Raw genomic sequence first — 19078 nt, forward strand, 5'->3', positions numbered from 1 at the left:
ACGCAGTGCGTTTCCCGTCTTCCGTGGGGTTTGTGGACGATGAGCCGAACCGTGACCGCCTCGCTCGACCTGACCGACTCACGCACCTTCCTGGCGCACGATCCCTTCGAGTTCTTCGCCGGGGTACGGGCGAACGAGCCGGTGTACTGGCACGCCGCCGCGGCCGACCGGCCGGGCTTCTGGGTGGTGGCCGGGTACGCCGACGTGGTCGCCTGCTACGGCGCCGCCGACGCGCTCGCCTCGGGCCGCGGCACCGTGCTCGACGTGCTCCTGCGCGGCGACGACTCGGCCGGCGGCCGGATGCTCGCCGTCACCGACCGCCCCCGCCACCGCGGGCTGCGCGCGCTGCTGTGGCGGGCGCTGTCGCCGAAGGTCCTCGACACCGTGGCCCGCAAGGTCGAGCGGCGCACCGCCGGACTGGTCGGCGCCGCGCTCGACGCGGACACCGTGGACTTCGCGACCGACGTCGCCGAGCACGTGCCGATGAACACCATCTGCGACCTGCTGTCCGTCCCGGAGGCGGACCGGCCGGACCTGCTGCACTGGAGCAAGGGCGCGCTGACCGGGGCGGACGAGCTCGACTCGCTCGAGTCCCGCAACGAACTGGTGCTGTACTTCATGGACTTGGCGCAGCAGCGGCGCGAGTCCCCGGGCGAGGACGTGATCAGCACGCTCGCCACCGGCCTGGTCGACGGCGAGCCGCTGAGCCTGGACGACATCGCGCTCAACTGCTACAGCCTGATCATCGGCGGCGACGAGTCCTCCCGGGTCTCCGCCGTCAGCACGGTCAAGGCGCTGGCCGAGAACCCCGCGCAGTGGCGGGCGCTCCGGGACGGCCGGGTGGACCTCGACTCCGCCGTGGAGGAGGCCCTGCGCTGGGCCACCCCGGCGTTCCACTTCGCCCGCACCGCCACCCGCGACCAGCTGATCGGCGGCCAGGAGGTGCGGGCGGGGGACATCGTGTCGCTGTGGAACATCTCGGCCAACAACGACGAGCGGGCGTTCGCCGAGCCGCGCTCCTTCGACCTCTCCCGCTCCCCGAACAAGCACGTCGCGCTGGGCCACGGCGCCCACTTCTGCCTGGGCGCCTTCCTCGGCCGGGTCGAACTGCGGGCGCTGCTGGGCGTGTTGGCCGAGGCGGTGCGCGGCGTGGAGGTGACCGGGCCGGCCACCCGGATCCGGTCCGCCTTCCTCAACGGCTACAGCTCCCTGCCGGTGCGGCTGCTCCCGCGCTGAGCATCCCGGGCGGGGCCCGGGATCCGGAAACGAACGGAGAAGAGGGACAACCATGCGGGTGACGGTCGACCGACAGCGCTGTATCGGCTCGGGGATGTGCGTGATCACCGCGGACGAGGTCTTCGCCCAGCGGGACGAGGACGGCACCGTCCGGCTGCTCGGGGCGGAGGTGGCGGACGAACTCGGGGACCGGGTGCGGCAGGCCGCCCACCTCTGCCCCTCGCGGGCGATCACCGTCGGCGTCGGGCCGGAGGTGGAGCGGTAGCGCGCGCAGCGAGCCGGGGCGCCCCCGAGGGAGGCGCCCCACCGGCGTTCCCGGACCCTTCCCGGACCGCCCCCGCTACGCGGTGAAGGCGGCGAAGTCGACCGCGCCGACCCGCTCCGGGTCCAGCAGGATCTGGATCCGGGTGATCCGCCCGCCGCGCACCGAGAAGCCCATGACCGAGGTCGGCGCGCCGTCCCGGGTGACCAGGGCGCCGGGGACGCCGTTGACCAGCACCGGGAAGACCGCCACCCCGCCCTGGCGGAACAGCGAGGCGCGCCCCGCCACCGGCCGGGCGCCGCGGATCGAGGCGGTGGCGGCGGCGAGGGCGGGCCCGCCGTCCGCGCGCAGCTCGACGTCCGGGTCGAGGACGGCCACCAGCCCGTCCAGGTCGCCGTCCCGGGCCGCCGCGAAGAAGGCGTTCACCAGCGTGCGGCGGGTCGCGAAGTCGCCGCCGGAGTCCGCCTCGCGCTCCTCCTGCACCCGGCGGCGCCCCCGGCTGGCGAGCTTGCGGGCCGCCGCCGGGGTCTTCCCGACGACGGCCGCGATCTCGTCGAAGGGCAGGTGGAACATGTCGTGCAGGACGAAGGAGACCCGCTCGGCCGGGGCGAGGGTGTCCAGCACGATCAGCAGGGCGAGGCTGACCGAGTCGCTCAGCAGCGCCTCGTCCTCCGGGCCGTTGGACGGCTCCTGCCCGACGACGACGTCCGGCAGGTGCACCCCGACCGGGTCCTCGGGCCGGGCGGCGCGGGAGCGGAGGATGTTCAGACAGATCCGGCCGATCACCGTGGTGAGCCAGCCGGCGAGGTTCGCCACCTCGTCGGCGTCGCTGCGGCTGAGTCTGATCCAGGTCTCCTGGACGGCGTCCTCGGACTCCGCGTGCGAGCCGAGCATGCGGTACGCCACGGCCCGCATGTGCGGCCGGTGCCGCTCGAACTGCTCTGCCAGCCGATCGTGGTCGGGCACGGTCACATTCCTCGGTCGGGAGGGGTCATCACTACGGGGGCGGCGAGCCGCCCCCGTCGTTCGTGGACCTTACTTGGAGCGCGGGATGATCACACTGGGTATCACACATATCACACGACTCCGGAGGGGCGAGAGGCCATGACCCTCTCCCTCACGGAGTCGCGACGCCGGCGGCTGACCCTGTTCGCGATGTGCATGGCCACGTTCATGACCTCGCTCGACCTGACCATCGTGAACGTGGCCCTCCCGTCGATGCAGAGCGAACTGCACATGGGCGCCGCCGAGCTGGAGTGGGTGATCAGCGCGTACTCGCTGAGCCTGGCCGCGGTCATCCCGGCCAGCGGGGCGCTCGGCGACCGGTACGGCCGCAAGCGGATCTTCCTGACCGGGATGGTCGTCTTCTCGATCGGCGTCGTCGCCTGCGCCGTGGCCTGGAACGCGCTCTCGCTGATCGCCTTCCGGGCGGTGCAGGGCCTGGGCGGGGCCGCGATGCTCGCGCTGGGGCTGTCCATCATCACGGAGACCTACCCGAAGGAGCAGCGGGCCTCCGCGATCGGCGCCTGGGCGGCGATCGGCGGCACCGGCTTCGGCGCGGGCCCGGTCGGCGGGGGCATCCTGCTGACCTTCTTCGGCTGGCAGTCGGTCTTCTGGATCAACCTGCCGTTCGCCGCCCTGGGCATCGCCTGCACCTTCCTGGCGGTGCGGGAGTCGCGCAACCCGCAGGCCCGCCGGCTCGACGTGCCGGGGATCGTGCTCAGCGCGCTCGGGCTGGTCTGCCTCACGCTCGGCTTCGTCGAGTCCGCCGACCACCCGTGGGGCTCGGCCGTGGTGGCGTTCCCGCTGGCGGCCGGGGTGGTCCTGCTGCTGGCCTTCCTCGGGTGGGAGCGCCGTGCCCCGCACCCGATGATGCCGCCCGCCCTGCTGCGCGCGCGCAGCTTCGCGAGCGCCTCGGGGATCTACCTGCTGTGCTACGGCGGCATGAGCGGCGCGCTGTTCTGGGTGACGCTGTACTTCCAGGACGTGGCGGGCTGGTCGGTGCTGCGCACCGGGCTGTCGTGGCTGTTCATGAACATCCCGTTCCTCACCATGGCGCAGTTCGGCGGCCGCCTGGACTCGCGGTTCCGCTCGGTGACGGTGGCCGTCTCGGGGATCCTGCTGGCCGCGGTCGGGGTGTTCCTGCTCAGCCGGGCCGGGACCACGCCCTTCGCGGTCAGCGCGCTCGGGTACGTGCTGTACGGCGGCGGGTTCGGCACCTTCGTGCCCGCCGTGACCCACGTGGCCATGCGGGACGTGCCCCCGGGGGCCTCCGGCGCCGCCTCGGGCGTGCTGAACGCCTCGCGGCAGATCGGCAGTTCGGTGTGCCTCGCGGTGCTGGGCGCCGTCGGCGTCAACTCGGCGGTCTCCGCCTGGCAGGAGAAGACGGCCGGGCTGGACGGGGCCCAGCGGGCCCAGGTGCTGGAGCGGTCGCGGGAGGTCGGCGGCGGCCGGCTGCACACGGTGGTGGAGGCGCTCGGCGAGCCGTTCCGGCAGCCGGCCGTCGACTCCTTCCTGCACGGCTACCAGCTGTCGATCGGGATCGCCGCCGCGGCCACGGCGGTGGCGGCGGTGCTGGCCTGGGCCGGGTTCCGGCAGCGCGCCGGACAGCTGCCGATGGCCCCGGAGCCGACCACCCCGGAGTCGAGTACTCCGGAGCCGGCCGGACCCCGACCGGCGGGCGGTTCGTCCGCCGACGAGGTGACGGTGGCCGGAAAGGGTCTGCGCCCCCGTCCGTGACCCATGTCACGCGGGTGCGCGGATAGAGCTCGGGCAAGGTAGGAGGTGGTCCGAACCACCGGTACGTCGCGCCCGCTCCCGGATTCCAGGGGGGCGGGCACGGCGCTGCCGAGGGCCGAGTGCCCAGCAGCAAACGTGTGCTTACCAGTCGGTGAACGTGTGCAACCGGGCCTTGCGGAGCCCCGCCCCGGCGGGAGGCCGCGGGCCCGGCCGTGAGCCGCGCCGGGCGTCGATTCCCACTGCCTTCGGGGCGGTTCGTACGAGAAAGCAAGGAAAGCCGAGACTGCCTTTTTCTCTGACGAGGGAGACACCCTTGAGCAAAGGTGTCACGTTAATACGATGGCCCATCGAGGCGGACAAACGGAATCACTGCCGAAAGGCGGGAATTCCCTGCCTGCTCGTCGTGGAGGCCGGCAATGACGCTCCCGTGTGCGTCGACCCCGGGGAGGACTGGATCAGGTCGCCGGCCCCGCGCGGGGACGTCGAGGCGCGCATCCAGGCGCTGTCCCAACGCGTGTACGGGCGCAGGGTCCCGACCGTCGACTCCACCGGGGTGCTCTGCTTCGGCGGCAACTCGGTCGCCATCTCCACCACCCAGGTGGGGATCATGGAGGAACTCGTCGCCCACTACGGCGAGGTGGTGTACCGGGCCGAGCTGGAGCAGCAGGTGGTCCGGGCCACCGGAGCGATCTCCAGGAACGCCCTGGACCTGCAGATCATGCGGCTGCGGAGGCGGATCTCCGAGGTCGGCCTCTGCATCCGGACGGTGTGGGGCCGCGGCTACATCCTGGAGGCGGACGGCCTGTGACCGGCGGCGCCGACCGCGGCTGACACCCCGCGCGGGCGGCACACCGCGAAGCCCGTACGCCGTACAGCCGGCACGCCGCCACCCCGGCGTGCGGCCGGTGCCCTCTGCCCGTACCTCACACGGGCAGAGGGCGTCCCGCCGGGCCGGGCTCAGGCGTCGAGCGAGGCCTGGACGTCCGGGGTGATGTGCGGGTCGGCCTTGTCGATGCTCCAGGTGCCCGCGGTGTACGCGGGGATCTCGGCGACGGCCTCCGTCATCGGAACTCTCCTTCGAACGGTCGTGAGTCACAAGCCCCGCGGTGCGCGGGTCATCAGTACGACGGACCGTGAACCCGGAAGGTGACCGATGGATCAGCGCCAACTGCTGGCGGAATTCTTCGAGGAGAGCCGAACGGCGCTGCTGGGGCTCGCGTACCGCATCCTCGGCTCCCGGGAGGAGGCCGAGGACGCGGTGCAGGAGACCTGGCTGAGGCTGGACCGCGCCGACACCACGGCGGTGCGCAACCTGCCCGGCTGGATCCGCACCGTCGCCTCCCGGGTCTGCCTGGACGCGCTGCGCAGCCGGTCGGGTGGCCAACAGCGGTGCGGGGGCGAGGAGTTGACGCACACCTGCGGCCCCGGCGCGGAGGCGGACCCGGAACAGGAGGCGCTGGCGGCCGAGTCGGTGGGCCTCGCGCTGCGGGTGGTCCTGCACGCGCTGAGCCCGGCCGAGCGGGTCGCGTTCGTGCTGCACGACGTCTTCGGGGTGCCCTTCGACGAGATCGGCGCGCTCCTCGACCGCAGCCGGACCACCGCCAAGAAGCTGGCCAGCCGGGCCCGGCAGAAGGTGCGGTCCCCGCTGGAGCGGCACCCGGTGGAGCCGGAGCGCCACCGGGAGGCGGTGGCGGCCTTCCGGCTCGCGGCCGCCACCGGGGACACCGGGCTGATCGCCGCCGCCCTGGCGCCCGACGTGGTGCGGGCCGTCCCGGCCCCGACTCCGGCCCCCGCCCGGCCGCCCCGACCAGCGCGGGCGGAGCGCCTCTTTCGCAAATCTTTTTCCGCCGAACGGCCCGGCCGGGGCCCGTGCCAGAGTCGGTGTGCGGCGGCCGAGGACCAGGCCGCGCACCAGGACGTACGCCGTGACCAGGACGTACACCGTGACCGAGGACAGCGCGACCGTCGGCTCCCGACGGGACGCCAGGAGGTTCCTCCCCATGCCCCCCACGCCCATGACGGGGGCCGGCGGCCGCACGACGGCCGGACCGGTCTCCGCGACCGCGTTCAGAACCCTGATGGCGGGCTTCCCCGCCGGCGTCGCCGTCATCACCGCCGCAGACGAGGCCGGCCGACCGTACGGCACGACCTGCACGGCGATCTCCAGCGTGTCGGCCGACCCGCCCACCCTGCTGGTGTGCCTGCAGCGCTCCAGCCGTACCCTCGCCGTCCTCGAACGGAGCGGCGGCTTCGCGGTGAACCTGCTCGACGACCGGGCCCGCGCCGTCGCCGAACTCTTCGCCGCCCGGGGACCCGACCGCTTCGAGCACGTCGGGTGGACCGCCCGCCCGGACTGGGCCGGCCCGCACCTCGACCGGGCCGCGCACTCCGTCGCCGACTGCCGGATCACCGGCTCGGTGACCGTTGCCGACCACGTGGTGCTCTTCGGAGAGGTCTACCGGGCCGCCGCGGCGGACGACGGACGGCCGCGGCCGCTGGTCCACGGACTGCGCGCGTACTGGTCCCTCGGCGGCCGCGGCGCCCTGCCCGACGCACCACCGGACCCGACCACGGAGGCCCAGAGATGACGACCTACGGAATATCCCTGCTGCCCGACACCCCGCCGCTGGTGCGCAGTGCCGAGGAGTACTACGGCAACCTGCTGGCGGTGTCCGAACTGGCCGACGACCTCGGCCTCGAGTACGTCAAGATGACCGAGCACTACCTGCACGCCTACGGCGGCTACTGCCCCGACCCGCTCGCCTTCCTCTCCGCCGTCGCCGCGCGCACCAGCCGGGTGCGGCTGATGACCGGCGGCATCCAGGCCTCCTTCCACCACCCGATCCAGCTCGCGGCCCGCACCGCGCAGCTCGACGCGCTCAGCGGCGGCCGGCTGGACGTCGGCTTCGCCCGCGCCTTCCTGCCGTACGAGTTCGACGCCTTCGGCATCGACCTGGACAGCAGCAAGGACCGGTTCCGGGCGGTGGTGGACGCGGTGGTGCGGCTGTGGACCGAGTCCCGGGTGAGCGAGGACACCCCCTTCTTCCGCTACCGGGACGCCGACTCCCTCCCGCTGCCCACCCAGGACCCCCACCCCCCGGTGTGGGCCGCCGCGCTGATCACCCGCTCCAGCTTCGAGTGGATCGGCGACTCCGGCTACAACCTGCTGATCGCCTCCGCCCCCAGCCGCGAACAGGTCGGCCAGGTACGGGAGATGATCGACCTGTACCGGCAGCGCTTCGCCGCGGCGCCGAAGAACGCCGGCCGCCGGCCCCAGGTCGCGATCAGCGTCGCGCTGTACCTGGCCGACTCCGACGAGGAGGCCGTGGCGGAGGGCAACGCCGCGCTGCGCCGGCACTGGGACACCTTCGGCGCGGCCGCGGAGTCCTGGCGCGAGCGCAGCTCGACCTCCTACCAGGGCTACCGCGAGGCCATGGTCGACAAGCACCAGGCCGGCCCCAGCGAGGCGGCGGGCCTGGCGGTGATCGGCTCCCCGCGCAGCGCGGTCGAGCAACTGCGGCGCATCGAGGCCGAGTTGGGGACGGACGTGGTGCTGTTCCAGCTCGACTACGGCCAGCAGTCGCTGGAGAGCATGTCGCGCAGCCTGAAGCTGTTCGCCACCGAGGTCCGCCCGCGGCTGGGCGAGGCGCCGTGACCGCGCCCGTCCGTACGGTGGCCGCACCCGCGGCCGCGCGAGCCCGTACGGTCGCCGAACTGTTCGAGGAGCAGGCGGCGCTCCGCCCTGGGGCGACGGCCGTGCTGTACCGGGACACCGCGCTCGACTACGGCCGGCTCAACGCCCGGGCCAACCGGCTGGCCCGGCTGCTGATCGACCGCGGCGTCGGCCCGGACCACCTGGTGGCGCTGGCCGTGCCGCGCTCGCCCGAGCTGGTGGTGGCCCAGCTCGCCGTGCTCAAGGCGGGCGGCGCCTACCTGCCGCTCGACCCCCGCTACCCCGCGTCCCGCAAGGCCTTCATGGTGCGGGACGCGGCACCGCGGCTGCTGCTGCGCACCGCGGCCGCCCGGCCCGAGGGCGTGGAACTGGACGAGGTCGTGCTCGACTCCGCGGAGTGCGCGGCGGCCTGCGCCCGGTACGGCGACGGGAACGTCCGGCAGGACGAGCGCCTGGCTCCGCTGTCGCCGCACCACCTGCTGTACGTGATCTACACCTCCGGCTCCACCGGCACCCCGAAGGGCGTCGCCGTCCCCCAGGAGGGCGTCGCCGACCTGGTCGCCACCCAGGCCGAGCACCTGCGCCCGGCCCCCGGCGAGCGGGTGCTCTCCTGGGCCTCGGTCAGCTTCGACGCCGGGTTCTGGGACCTCTCGCTGGCCCTGCTGCACGGCGCCGCCCTGGTGGTCGCCGACGACGAGGACCTGCTGCCGGGCGACGCCCTGCACGGGACGCTGGCCAGGCACGCGATCGACCACGCCACCCTGCCGCCCGCCGCACTGAGTGTGACGGACAGTCAGAACGTGCTCCAGGGCGGCACGGTGACCTCCACCGGCGACGCCTGCACCCCCGCACTGCTGGGAGCCTGGGCGCCCGGGCGCCGGATGTTCAACGGCTACGGCCCCACCGAGGTGACCGTCGGCTGCACCCTCGCCGGGCCGATCGACGCGGCGGACGGGGTCGACATCGGCGTCCCCTGGACCGGGGCGCGGGTGTACGTGCTGGACGAGCGGCTGCGGCCGGTGGCCGGCGGCGCGGAGGGCGAGCTCTACCTGGGCGGCTCCGGGCTGGCCCGCGGCTACGTCGGCCGCCCCGGGCTGACCGCGACCCGCTTCCTGCCCGACCCGTTCGGTCCCCCCGGCGCCCGGATGTACCGCTCGGGCGACCGCGGCCGGCGCACCGCCGACGGCCGGTTCCACTTCGCCGGCCGGGCCGACGGACAGGTCAAACTGCGGGGCTTCCGGGTCGAGTTGGGCGAGATCGAGGACCGGCTCACCCGGCAGCCCGACGTGGACCTGGCCGCGGTGCTGGTACGGGGCGGACAGGCCGACGCGCGCCTGGTCGGCTACGTCACCCCGAGCCCCGGCGCCGCCCTCGACCCCGCGGCGCTGCGCGCCCGACTCGCCGACGTGCTGCCGGAGTTCATGGTGCCGGCCCGGATCGAGGTGCTCGACGCCTTCCCCACCACCCCGAACGGGAAGATCGACCGCGCCGCCCTGGACCGCACCGCGCCGGACCATTCCGCCTCGGACCATTCCGCCCTGGACCGTGCGACCGGATCCGACGGCGGCGCGGAGCCCGGTTCCCGGGAGGAGCGGCTGTACCGCACGATCGCCCGGCTGCTCGACCTGCCGCGGGTCGAGCCGGAGGCCAACTTCTTCGACCTGGGCGGCAATTCACTGCTGGCGGGGCGGCTGATCGGCGCGCTGCGCGAGGAGCTCGGGGTGCGCGTGCCGATCCGCTCGGTCCTCGCGGCACAGGACCTGCGGGAGATCGCCCGGGCCCTGCACGGGTGACAGACCACGAAGGGCCGCCCGGCGGGACCCCGCGCGGCGCGGCGAGGAAGGGAGATTCCGTGACCATCGACGACGCGACCGGTTCCGCGACCGGGTCCGCAACCGATTCCGCCGGCGACCCCGCCGGCGGCTCCGCGACCGGGCAGCTCACCCGCTTCCCCATCCTGAAGGAGCCCGCCTGCCCCTTCGACCCGCCCTCCGCCATGCGCGAGCTCGGCGCCGGCCCGGTCCGGGTCCGGCTCTGGGACGGCAGCACCCCCTGGCTGGTCACCGGCTACGACCTCGGGCGCAAGCTCCTGGTCGACCCCCGGGTCAGCGCCGACTCGACCAGGTCCGGCTACCCGCACTTCGACCTGGGCAGCCGCGAACGGCGCAAGGACGGCCGCTCCTTCGTCGCCCTCGACGACCCCGAGCACGCCCGCCAGCGCCGGATGGTCTCCCCGCCCTTCGCGATCCGCAACATCGACGCGCTCAAGGACGAGGTCGCCGACATCGTCAACGGGCTCATCGACGAGTTCCTCACCCGGCCCCGGCCCGCCGACCTGGTCGGCGGCCTCGCCTTCCCGACCTCCACCAAGGTGATCTGCCGGATGCTCGGAGTCCCGTACGCCGACCACGAGTTCTTCCAGGACGAGAGCACCCGGATGCTGCACCGGGACAGCTCGCCCGACATGGTGGTCGGCGCCCAGGAGGCGCTGCGCGGCTACCTGCGGGAGCTGATCGACCGCCAGCTGCGCGAACCCGCCGACGGCCTGATCTCCGAGGTGATCGAGACCCAGGTCCGCCCCGGCGCGCTCAGCCCCGAACAGCTGTCGTACATCTCCATGACGCTGCTGGTCGCCGGCCTGGAGACCACCGGGAACATGATCGCCCTCGGCACGCTGGCCCTGCTGCGCAACCCCGAGCAGCTGGCCGTGCTGCGGGAGACCGACGACCCGGGCGTGGTCAACCGCGCCGTCGACGAGCTGCTGCGCTACCTCAACATCTCGCACTCCGGCCGCCGCCGGGTCGCCCTGGAGGACATCACCGTCGGCGACGTCGTCATCCGGGCCGGCGAGGGCATCATCCTGACCAGCGAACTGGCCAACCGGGACCCGGACAACTTCCCCGACCCGGACCGCCTCGACATCACCCGGGACGCCGCGCACCACCTGGCGTTCGGCTTCGGCCCCCACCACTGTCTGGGGCGCCCGCTGGCCGTCCTCGAACTCCAGACCGTCTACGGCACGCTCTACCGGCGGATCCCGACGCTGCGCCTGGCCATCGACTTCGCCGACGTCCCGTTCAAGTACGACGGCGTGGCCTACGGCGTCCGCGAGCTCCCGGTCACCTGGTAGCGGCGGGAGGCCCCGATGAGCGACTCGTACGGGCCCGCGACGGCGGGCGGCGGCATCGTGGTGGTCGGGGCCGGGCTGGCCGGCCCGGTCGCCGCGCTCTACCTGGCCCGGCGCCACGGCCGGGTGACCGTCCTGGAACGGCACGCGGACCCCCGGCGGATCCCGGCCGGACAGGGCCGGTCGCTGATGGTGATCCTCTCCGAGCGGGGCCGGCGGGTGCTGCGGGAACTCGGCTTGGAAGCGGCGGTGCGGCGGATCTGCGCGCCGATCACCGGCCGGTGCGGGCACCTGCCGGACGGCAGCACCGCCGTCACCCCGTACAGCCGGGACGGCGCGGCGATCTGGGCGGTCGAGCGGCAGGCGCTGCACCGGCTGCTGCTGGACGCGGCCGAGGCCGAGCCGGGGGTCGACCTGCGCTTCGACCACCCGGTGCTGGCCGTCGACCCGGCGGCGCCCGCGCTGCTGGTCGGGGCGGGCGGCGCCGAGCGGTGGGTGCGGTGCCGGCACGTCATCGGCTGCGACGGCGTCCACTCGGCGGTGCGCGGCGCCCTCGTCGAGCGGGGCGCCCGGGCGCGGGTGAGCACCCTGGAACTGGCCTACCAGGAGATCGTCCTGGACCTGCCCGACTGCGACCGCGGGGTGATGCACTACTGGCCGGCCGGGGACGCGCTGTTCGGGGCCTTCCCGCAGGTGTCCAGCCGGCGCTTCGCGGGCTCGGTGTTCTTCCGCCGGGAGGGCCCGCGCCCGTCCTACCGGGCCGCGGTCGGCGGGCGGGCCCTGGCCGAGCAGTTCGCCGCCGTCTTCCCCCGGCTGGCGGCCGGAATCCCGGACCTGGAGGAGCAGTTGGGCGCCAAGCCGGTCTCCGCCGTCCGGCTCACCCGGTGCGACCGGTGGGTCCTGGGCGGCACGGCCGCGCTGGTCGGCGACTCCTGCCACGCGATGGCGCCGTTCATGGGCCAGGGCATGAACGCCGCCTTCGAGGACGTCCGCACCCTGGTCGCCTGCCTGGACCGGGAGCGGGACTGGGAACGGGCCTTCGCCGCGTACGAGCGGATCCGCAAGGGCGACGGCGACGCGATCGCGGACATCTCCTACCGGCACTACTGGACGATGTCCCGGCTGCCGGACCCCAGGCACGAGGCGGAGGAGGCCATCGCGCGCCGACTGGTCGACCTGATGCCGGAGCGGTTCCGGCCCCTGTACGAGCGCTGCGCGTTCAGCGAGGAGAGCTACTCCCTGGCGCTCACCGAGGAGCACCGGCTGCGCGAGCTTGCCCGGCGGATCCTCAGCCGGCACGGCGCCGGCGCCGCCGAGCTGCCCGACCCGCAGCTGCGGGCCTTCGCCGGGGCCGGCTGAGCCGCCCGGTCCACTCGGTCCGCTCGGCCCGCTCTGCCTACTCGGCCCGCTCTGCCTGCCCGGTCCGCCCGATCTGCACGAGTCGCGTGAACTGTCGTGTCACCAGCCGGAACTGACGGGAGATCAACGATGATTCTGGTCGTTTTCAGGTCGCGCTTCTCGGAGCAGTACGACCACGAGTACGAGACCACGGAGGACTACCTCGCCAAGAAGGTGCGGGCGGTCTACGGGGACGACCTCGTCCAGGTCAAGAACTACGAGACCGAGGACGGCGAACGCCTCGCCCTGGTGTGGTGGCGCGACCCCGAGACGCTGGCGCGGTGGCGCGCCGACGTGGAGCACCACAACGCCCAGCAGCAGGGGAAGGAGAAGTGGTACGCCTTCTACGAGTTGACCGTCGCCGAGGTGATCCGGACCAGCTCGACCCTGGAGCCCGAGGCGTACCCGGCGCCCTGAGGCCGCTGTCCCGGCCCCCGGCGGACGCCGTCACAGGGCGGCGAGGACCGCGCGCGTCGCCTCCCGGGTGCTCAGCGTGCCACCGAGGTCCGGGGTGGTCCGTCCGGCCGCGATCGATCCGGCGACAGCCGCCTCGGTCGCGGCCGCCTCCGTGTCGTGGCCGAGGTGGCGCAGCAGCAGCGCGGCGGTCAGCAGGCAGGCGAAGGGGTTGGCGACGCCCCGGCCCGCGATGTCCGGCGCCGAGCCGTGCACCGGCTCGAACATCCCGAAGCCGCTCTCCGGGTTGAGGCTCGCCGAGGGCGCCAGCCCGATCCCGCCCGCCATCGCGGCCGCGAGGTCGCTGAGGATGTCGCCGTGCGAGTTGCTGGCCACGATGACGTCGAACCGCTCGGGCTCGGTGACCAGCTTCATCGCGGCGGCGTCGACGTACAGGTGCCGGGTGGCCGCGCCGGGGTGCCGCTCGGCGGCCCGCCGCCAGCACTCCTGCCACAGCCGGCCGCCGGCCCGCACCGCGTTGGCCTTGTCCACCAGGCAGACCTCCCGGCGGGCGGTGGCGAAGGCGAAGTCCAGGATCCGGGAGACGCCGTGCCGGGTGTTGACGTCCGCGTCGACGGCCACCTCGTGGTCGGAGGAGGCGCGGAGGTTCCCGCCGATGCCGCTGTAGAGCCCCTCGGTGTTCTCCCGGACGATCACGCAGTCCAGGGCGCGCCGGGCCGGGTCCCGCAGCGGGCTGAGCCGGTCGTGCCACAGGCGCACCGGCCGGTAGTTGGCGTACAGGTCGAAGGCGTAGCGCAGCTCCAGCAGGACGTCGCGCACGTACCCGGTGTGCTCCAGGTCCGGCCGCCCGATCGCGCCGAGCAGCACCGCGCCGCTCGCCGCCACCCGGGCCAGGTCCGCCTCGCCCAGTGCCACGCCCTCCCGGCGGTAGCGCTCCGCGCCCACGTGGTCCAGCACGTCGACGTCCAGCCCCAGGCCGAACGCCTCGACCAGCCCCAGCGCGGACTCGACCACCTCGGGGCCGATGCCGTCGCCCGGAATCACACTGATGGCAGCCACGGCCGACCCTTCCTCGCGGCGGACAGGACCAACTCCGCCCGGCCGGTGCGCAGTTCCGGCCGGGCCCAGGCCCAGGCTAGGCGCCGCCGCGGCGCGTACCCCCGGTTCTGTCGCGCTTCATTCACCCGGCGGCCGCCGTCGGCGCGGGCGGCGGGGATTCCCGGCTCCGGGTGCCCGGGTACGGATCGGTACGATCCCTGTATGGGTGGTGCGCGGGAAGAGGCCTGGGACGCCGATGCGGCGGAGCGGGCGGTGGCGGTGCTGAAGGCGGTGGCCGACCCGTCGCGGTACCGGCTGCTGTGGGCGCTGAGCCGTCGGGAGCTGCCGGTGAGCGAGCTGGCCGAGCTGCTGGGGGCGCACGTCGCGGCGACCTCGCAGCACCTGGCGAAGCTCCGGGCGGCCGGGCTGGTGGTGGCACGGCGGGAGGGGACCCGGATCTTCTACCGGGCCACCGAGGTGCGCGGGCTGCTCACCGAGGCCGCGCTGATCGCCCACGATCTGCCCGACCGCCGCGACGGCGGCGACGACGGCGCCGACCCGGCCGGCGCCACCGCGCCGCAGCCCTTCGCCCGCGCGGCCCGCGCGGTGCGCCGCCGCCCGGCGACGGGCTGAGCCCTCAGCGCTCCGGGGCGTCCAGCCGGTACTCCTGCCGGTCGGCGTCGTACGCGAAGAGCCCCGCGTAGCGGCCCCAGTCGGTCGCCGTCTCCAACTGCCGGTCGGTCTGTTCGACGGTGTAGTGGCGGCCTAGCAGGTCGCGCAGGAAGCCGGTGCGGACGGTGGCGCCGGGCCGGTCGCCGAGGCTGTTGGCGATCAGCTTGATCAGCGGGACCTCCAGGGCCGCGGCGGCGAAGAGGGCGCGGGAGTCCTGGGCGTCCGCCCCGGTGTAGGCGGCGCCGGCGTCGGTGAGCAGCAGGTCGTCGCCGTGGACCTCGGCGAAGCCGAGCAGGTCGAGGGCGTCGACCTGGGGGAGCAGGTCGTCGATGTCCAGGCCGAGCTCGTCGGCGAGGCCGGCCAGGTCGCAGCCGCCGCCCCGGTGGGCGATCGTCTCGGCGAGACCGGAGAGGCCGTCAACGCCGGCGGTGGGCAGCGGGGTGCTGGCGACGGTGCGGCGGTCGGGGTCGGGGCCCGGCTGGTCGGTGCGGCCGGGCGCCCGGGTGTCCTTGGGGCGGCCGGTCATGATCCGGTACACCCGGTCCACCCGCTCGTCGAAGGCGGCCGAGTCGCGGTCGCGCGGCCGTTCCAGGTCGACCTCGACGGTCTCCCGGATGGTCCCGTACGGGCGGGCGCCGAGGACCACGACGCGGTCGGCCATCAGCACCGCCTCCTCGATGTTGTGGGTGACCAGCACGACGGCCCGGGTCGGGAACTGGCCGGAGTCCCACAGCTCCATCAGCTCGCCGCGCAGGTTCTCGGCGGTGAGCACGTCGAGGGCGGAGAACGGCTCGTCCATCATCAGCACGTCCGGTTCGACGACCAGCGCCCGGGCGAAGCCGACCCGCTGGCGCATGCCGCCGGAGAGCTCCTTGGGGTAGGCGGACCCGAAGCCGGTGAGGCCGATCAGGTCGATGGCCTGGGCGGCGGCCCGGGCGCGCTCCCGGGGCGGCACCCCGCGGGCCTCCAATCCGAGCTCGACGTTCTGCCGGACGGTCAGCCAGGGCAGCAGCGCGAAGGTCTGGAAGACCAGCGCGGTGCCGGGGTTGGCGCCGGTGAGCGGGGTGCCGCGGTAGCGGACGGTGCCGGAGCTGGGCGGGATCAGGCCGGCCAGGCAGCGCAGCAGGGTGGACTTGCCGGAGCCCGAGCGGCCGAGCACGGCGACGATCTCGCCGGCCCGCACGGTCAGGTCGATGCCGGAGAGCACCGGCAGTTCGCCGGCGGCCCCGGCGTAGGCCTTGGTCAGGCCGACGGTCTCCAGCAGGACCTCGTCGTCCGGGCGCGGGGCGTCGTCGTGCGGGACGTCCCCGCGCGGGACGGGCGCGGGCTCGACGGGCGCGGGCTCGGCGGGGCGGCGGCGGAAGGGGAAGCGCATCGGCGGACTCCGGACTACAGCGAGTAGCGGCGCTCGGCCAGCCGGTACAGCCGGCGCCAGAGCAGACGGTTGAGGACGACGACGTACAGGCTCATCACCGCGACCCCGGCCAGCAGGCGCGGGTGGTCGCCGTGCTCGGCGGCCCGGGCGATGTACGCGCCGAGGCCGGTCGCGGTGAGCGTGGTGGAGCCGAAGGTGACCACCTCGGCGACGATGGAGGCGTTCCAGGCGCCGCCGGAGGCGGTGATGCCGCCGGTGACGTACGCCGGGAAGATCCCGGGGATGATCAGCCGCCGCCAGCGCTGCCGGCCGCGCACGCCGAGGTCGTCCATCGCCTCGCGCAGGTCGGCGGGGACGGCCATGGCCCCGGCGATGGCGTTGAACAGGATGTACCACTGGGAGCCGAGGGCCATCAGCAGGATGCCGCCGAGGTCGATCGACACCCCGGTGCGCAGCAGCAGCCAGACCACCAGCGGGAAGACGAAGTTGGCCGGGAAGCCGGCCAGCACCTGGACGACGGGCTGGGCGATCCTGGTCAGCCGGGGCGAGAAGCCGATCCGCACGCCGATCGGCACCCAGACCACGGTGGCCACCGCGACCAGCACGACCACCCGGGCGAGGGTGGCGAGCCCGAGCAGCAGCGGCTCGCCGAACACGCCGAGGCCGGTGCGGTCGGCGAGGTAGCGGCCGAGGTCGACGAGGCCCCAGAGCACGATGCCGCCCGAGACGAGGCCGAAGGCCACGTCCCCGGCCCGCCGCCGGCCGGGGTGGACGGCCGGCGGGCGCTCGGCGGTGCCGAACACCCGCCCGGCCCGGTTCAGGGCCCGCCCGACGGGCCGCAGCGCCCGGCCGAGCGCGGTGGGCAGGCGGGAGCGGCGCAGCAGGTCCAGCACGACCGAGCGCTGCACCTCGGTGGCCTCGGACTGCTCGTTCTTGAACCGCTCGGCCCAGGCGGTGAGCGGCCGCCAGAACAGGAAGTTGACGCCGACCACCAGCACCACCATGGTGGCGATCGCCCAGCCGACCCGGCCGAGGTCCCCGGCGGCGATGGCCGCGCCCGCGTACGAGCCGACCCCGGGCAGCGCGTACCGCTGGCCGTCCACGGTGATCGCCTCGGAGGCGACCAGGAAGAACCAGCCGCCGCCGAAGCCGAGCATGCCGTTCCAGACCAGGCCGATCATGCCCGAGGGCAGTTCGACCTTCCAGAACCGCGTCCACCGGCTGAACCCGAACGAGCGGGACAGCTCGTCGAGTTCGGGCGGCAGCGAGACCAGCGCCTGGTAGAAGGCGAAGGTCATGTTCCAGGCCTGGGAGGTGAAGATGGCGAACACGGCGGCGCATTCCAGGCCGAGCATCGAGCCGGGGAAGAGCGCGAGGAAGCCGGAGACGGCGACGCTCAGGAACGCGAGCACCGGCACCGACTGGAGGATGTCCAGCGCCGGGATCAGCACCCGCTCCAGCCGGCGGCTGCGGGCGGCCGCGTAGGCGTAGCCGAAGGTGAAGACGACCGAGACGGCGAGCGCGGTGAACATCCGCAGCAGCGAGCGCAGGGCGTCGTACGGCAGCCGGGCCGGGTCGGTGTCGACGGCCGCGTCCCGGGCGGTGGAGAACCGGAGGGTGCCGCCCTGGCCGAGGCGCAGCCCCAGGTAGAGCAGCACCAGCACGGCGGCCGCGACGACCAGGTCCACCCACACCCGACCGCCGAGGCGGCTCGCCGTCCGGGCGGGCAGCGAGCCCCGGGACAGGGCCGGGACGGACTTCGGCAGGGTCATGGCGGTACCTCCGGCGCAAACCCGGGCAGTCTGCTCCCTCGGTACGTCCGTACGCAAACCCGTCCCGCGTTTCGAGGACCGCTGCCCGGGCCCCGCCGGTCGCTACCGGGTGGGAGCGGCCCCGGTGTGCCGCCGGGCCGCGGTGACCAGCAGCCGGGCGGTGCGGACGGGCAGGTCCAGGTGCCGGGCGATCCACTGGGGGTCGTGCCCGTGGGTGGCGAACACCCAGGCGGTGTAGAGCCGGCTCAGGCCGGGCGCGCCGGGGGCGAGCAGCAGCGGGCGGACCTGCTCCATCGGGAAGCCGTCCAGCGAGCGGGCGCTGAACCACTGGGCGTCGTCGCGGAACGGCCGGGCCCCCGCCGCCGCGGCCGCGCCCGCCCGCCGCCGGCTGGTGGCCAGCAGCAGGGCGAGCAGCAGCCCGGCGGTCGAGGCGCCGATGAGCGTGCCGGACAGGAAGAGCCGCAGGGGGTGGGGCGCGAGGGCGACGGCGAGGCCCTCGGCGGTGATCAGCAGTAGGACGCCGCACAGCGCGGTCCCTCTGCCGGTCCTGGGGAACAGGGCGGTTCGGGTCATCGCGGGGGTCCTCCTTCGGACGGTCGTCGGGTCCTTCGGTGGTGGGGTCGGGCGGTCCGGTCAGGTCAGGTCAGGTCGGGTCAGGTCGGGTCAGGTCCGGCCGGTGGCGTCAGGCGGTCCGGGCCAGCCGGGGGTCGTACTTGTAGCCGATCTGCCGGACGGTGGCGATCGCCTCCCGGTGCCCGGGGCCGAGCTTGCGCCGGATCCGGGCGATGTGGGTGGCGACGGTGCGGGAGTCGCCGCTGTCCGGGCGCCCCCAGACGTTCTCCATCAGCTGGCGCCGGGAGTGCACCCGCAGCGGGTTGCCGACCAGGTGGGCGAGCAGCTCGAACTCCAGGTACGGCATGGTGACGGGGCGGCCCTCGACGGTGACGGTGCGCTGCTCGGTGTCCACCACCAGGCCGGGCGCGGGAGCCGGCCGCGGGGCCGGGCGCCGGGCGGGCGCGGGGTGGTCCGAGAAGAGGGCGTCGAGCCTGGGGTAGCGCAGGGCCATGGCGGAGGGGCTCCTTCGGGGTCTGGGCGGCCGGGGCGACCGGGGTGGACGGGACGGGCGGCGCGGACGGGGCGGACGGGGCGGGGGTGCGGGCGGAGCGGGAGCGCCGCTCCGCCCGCACAGCGGCCGGGGTGCCAGGTGGCCTCCAGCCGGGCCGTCCCGTCCGGCGCCGGGACGGTCCGCCAGCGGGCCCGCAGCCCGCCGGTGCCCGCGGCCGCCGGGCCGCCGCCCCCGCCCGCCGGGCCCGCGGCCGGAGCCGGGGCGGCCCGGGGGACGCTGGTGTCGGGGGGGCTCGCCCCCAGGCGG

17 protein-coding genes and 1 pseudogene are annotated in these 19078 nt (G+C 74.6%); 12 read left to right on the forward strand and 6 right to left on the reverse strand.

Annotated features, from left to right (window positions below; translation table 11 throughout):
• Positions 1-39 precede the first annotated feature (39 nt).
• Positions 40-1236, forward strand: coding sequence for a cytochrome P450 (locus ACFRQN_RS10210; protein WP_074004079.1), 1197 nt, complete (start codon positions 40-42; stop codon positions 1234-1236).
• A gap of 52 nt (positions 1237-1288) precedes the next feature.
• Entirely contained in the window at positions 1289-1501 is a 213-nt protein-coding gene (locus tag ACFRQN_RS10215; protein WP_049649205.1) for a ferredoxin, read from the forward strand.
• Positions 1502-1576: 75 nt separating this feature from the next.
• On the opposite strand, the gene ACFRQN_RS10220 is transcribed toward ACFRQN_RS10215, so the two are convergent.
• Positions 1577-2464, reverse strand: coding sequence for a sigma-70 family RNA polymerase sigma factor (locus ACFRQN_RS10220; RefSeq protein WP_074004396.1), 888 nt, complete (start codon positions 2462-2464; stop codon positions 1577-1579).
• A gap of 138 nt (positions 2465-2602) precedes the next feature.
• Between ACFRQN_RS10220 and ACFRQN_RS10225 the strand changes: the two genes are divergently transcribed.
• From ACFRQN_RS10225 to ACFRQN_RS10265, 9 genes and pseudogenes are all read left to right on the forward strand, one after another.
• Complete coding sequence (locus tag ACFRQN_RS10225) at positions 2603-4237, forward strand: MFS transporter (RefSeq protein WP_380739614.1); 1635 nt, start codon at positions 2603-2605, stop codon at positions 4235-4237.
• 427 nt (positions 4238-4664) lie between these two features.
• The gene (locus tag ACFRQN_RS10230; RefSeq protein ID WP_198959425.1) at positions 4665-5045 is read left to right on the forward strand and encodes a winged helix-turn-helix domain-containing protein; all 381 of its coding nucleotides are present in this window, start codon (positions 4665-4667) and stop codon (positions 5043-5045) included.
• Between the two features lie 345 nt (positions 5046-5390).
• A pseudogene (locus tag ACFRQN_RS10235) lies at positions 5391-5822 on the forward strand (sigma-70 family RNA polymerase sigma factor); the annotation flags it as partial.
• Positions 5823-6237: 415 nt separating this feature from the next.
• Positions 6238-6825, forward strand: a complete 588-nt coding sequence (locus tag ACFRQN_RS10240) for a flavin reductase family protein (protein WP_380739625.1) — start codon at positions 6238-6240, stop codon at positions 6823-6825.
• Positions 6822-7892: an LLM class flavin-dependent oxidoreductase gene (locus ACFRQN_RS10245; protein WP_049649200.1), complete on the forward strand. Its 1071-nt coding sequence runs from the start codon at positions 6822-6824 to the stop codon at positions 7890-7892. Before ACFRQN_RS10240 ends, ACFRQN_RS10245 begins: the two co-directional genes overlap by 4 nt.
• Complete coding sequence (locus ACFRQN_RS10250; RefSeq protein WP_380739616.1) at positions 7889-9703, forward strand: non-ribosomal peptide synthetase; 1815 nt, start codon at positions 7889-7891, stop codon at positions 9701-9703. Before ACFRQN_RS10245 ends, ACFRQN_RS10250 begins: the two co-directional genes overlap by 4 nt.
• Before the next feature lie 161 nt (positions 9704-9864).
• Entirely contained in the window at positions 9865-11040 is a 1176-nt protein-coding gene (locus ACFRQN_RS10255; RefSeq protein WP_049656281.1) for a cytochrome P450, read from the forward strand.
• Between the two features lie 15 nt (positions 11041-11055).
• Complete coding sequence (locus ACFRQN_RS10260) at positions 11056-12396, forward strand: NAD(P)/FAD-dependent oxidoreductase (RefSeq protein WP_049656276.1); 1341 nt, start codon at positions 11056-11058, stop codon at positions 12394-12396.
• A gap of 129 nt (positions 12397-12525) precedes the next feature.
• Complete coding sequence (locus tag ACFRQN_RS10265) at positions 12526-12852, forward strand: antibiotic biosynthesis monooxygenase (protein ID WP_049656274.1); 327 nt, start codon at positions 12526-12528, stop codon at positions 12850-12852.
• Between the two features lie 30 nt (positions 12853-12882).
• Here the strand turns inward: ACFRQN_RS10265 and ACFRQN_RS10270 are convergent, their stop codons facing one another.
• Complete coding sequence (locus ACFRQN_RS10270) at positions 12883-13908, reverse strand: isocitrate/isopropylmalate dehydrogenase family protein (protein WP_380739618.1); 1026 nt, start codon at positions 13906-13908, stop codon at positions 12883-12885.
• A 201-nt stretch (positions 13909-14109) separates the two neighbouring features.
• Between ACFRQN_RS10270 and ACFRQN_RS10275 the strand changes: the two genes are divergently transcribed.
• The gene (locus ACFRQN_RS10275; RefSeq protein WP_380739620.1) at positions 14110-14520 is read left to right on the forward strand and encodes an ArsR/SmtB family transcription factor; all 411 of its coding nucleotides are present in this window, start codon (positions 14110-14112) and stop codon (positions 14518-14520) included.
• 4 nt (positions 14521-14524) lie between these two features.
• On the opposite strand, the gene ACFRQN_RS10280 is transcribed toward ACFRQN_RS10275, so the two are convergent.
• The 4 genes from ACFRQN_RS10280 to ACFRQN_RS10295 form a co-directional block, all read right to left on the reverse strand.
• Positions 14525-15934 (reverse strand): nitrate/sulfonate/bicarbonate ABC transporter ATP-binding protein, encoded by a 1410-nt coding sequence (locus ACFRQN_RS10280; protein WP_380739622.1) that lies wholly within the window; start codon positions 15932-15934, stop codon positions 14525-14527.
• 14 nt (positions 15935-15948) lie between these two features.
• Positions 15949-17706, reverse strand: a complete 1758-nt coding sequence (locus tag ACFRQN_RS10285; protein ID WP_074004082.1) for an ABC transporter permease subunit — start codon at positions 17704-17706, stop codon at positions 15949-15951.
• Positions 17707-17808: 102 nt separating this feature from the next.
• Entirely contained in the window at positions 17809-18279 is a 471-nt protein-coding gene (locus ACFRQN_RS10290; RefSeq protein WP_053112287.1) for a hypothetical protein, read from the reverse strand.
• A gap of 109 nt (positions 18280-18388) precedes the next feature.
• Positions 18389-18772, reverse strand: a complete 384-nt coding sequence (locus ACFRQN_RS10295) for a winged helix-turn-helix domain-containing protein (protein WP_049656267.1) — start codon at positions 18770-18772, stop codon at positions 18389-18391.
• Positions 18773-19078 lie beyond the last annotated feature (306 nt).

Source organism: Kitasatospora sp. NPDC056800 (assembly GCF_042789775.1).
Classification (GTDB): Bacteria; Actinomycetota; Actinomycetes; order Streptomycetales; family Streptomycetaceae; genus Kitasatospora.

Coding starts and splice junctions, on each gene's coding strand:
- ACFRQN_RS10210 (WP_074004079.1), top strand. CDS start 40: ATGAGCCGAACCGTGACCGCCTCGCTCGACCTGACCGACTCACGCACC.
- ACFRQN_RS10215 (WP_049649205.1), top strand. CDS start 1,289: ATGCGGGTGACGGTCGACCGACAGCGCTGTATCGGCTCGGGGATGTGC.
- ACFRQN_RS10225 (WP_380739614.1), top strand. CDS start 2,603: ATGACCCTCTCCCTCACGGAGTCGCGACGCCGGCGGCTGACCCTGTTC.
- ACFRQN_RS10240 (WP_380739625.1), top strand. CDS start 6,238: ATGCCCCCCACGCCCATGACGGGGGCCGGCGGCCGCACGACGGCCGGA.
- ACFRQN_RS10245 (WP_049649200.1), top strand. CDS start 6,822: ATGACGACCTACGGAATATCCCTGCTGCCCGACACCCCGCCGCTGGTG.
- ACFRQN_RS10260 (WP_049656276.1), top strand. CDS start 11,056: ATGAGCGACTCGTACGGGCCCGCGACGGCGGGCGGCGGCATCGTGGTG.
- ACFRQN_RS10265 (WP_049656274.1), top strand. CDS start 12,526: ATGATTCTGGTCGTTTTCAGGTCGCGCTTCTCGGAGCAGTACGACCAC.
- ACFRQN_RS10275 (WP_380739620.1), top strand. CDS start 14,110: ATGGGTGGTGCGCGGGAAGAGGCCTGGGACGCCGATGCGGCGGAGCGG.
- ACFRQN_RS10280 (WP_380739622.1), bottom strand. CDS start 15,934: ATGCGCTTCCCCTTCCGCCGCCGCCCCGCCGAGCCCGCGCCCGTCGAG.
- ACFRQN_RS10285 (WP_074004082.1), bottom strand. CDS start 17,706: ATGACCCTGCCGAAGTCCGTCCCGGCCCTGTCCCGGGGCTCGCTGCCC.
- ACFRQN_RS10290 (WP_053112287.1), bottom strand. CDS start 18,279: ATGACCCGAACCGCCCTGTTCCCCAGGACCGGCAGAGGGACCGCGCTG.
- ACFRQN_RS10295 (WP_049656267.1), bottom strand. CDS start 18,772: ATGGCCCTGCGCTACCCCAGGCTCGACGCCCTCTTCTCGGACCACCCC.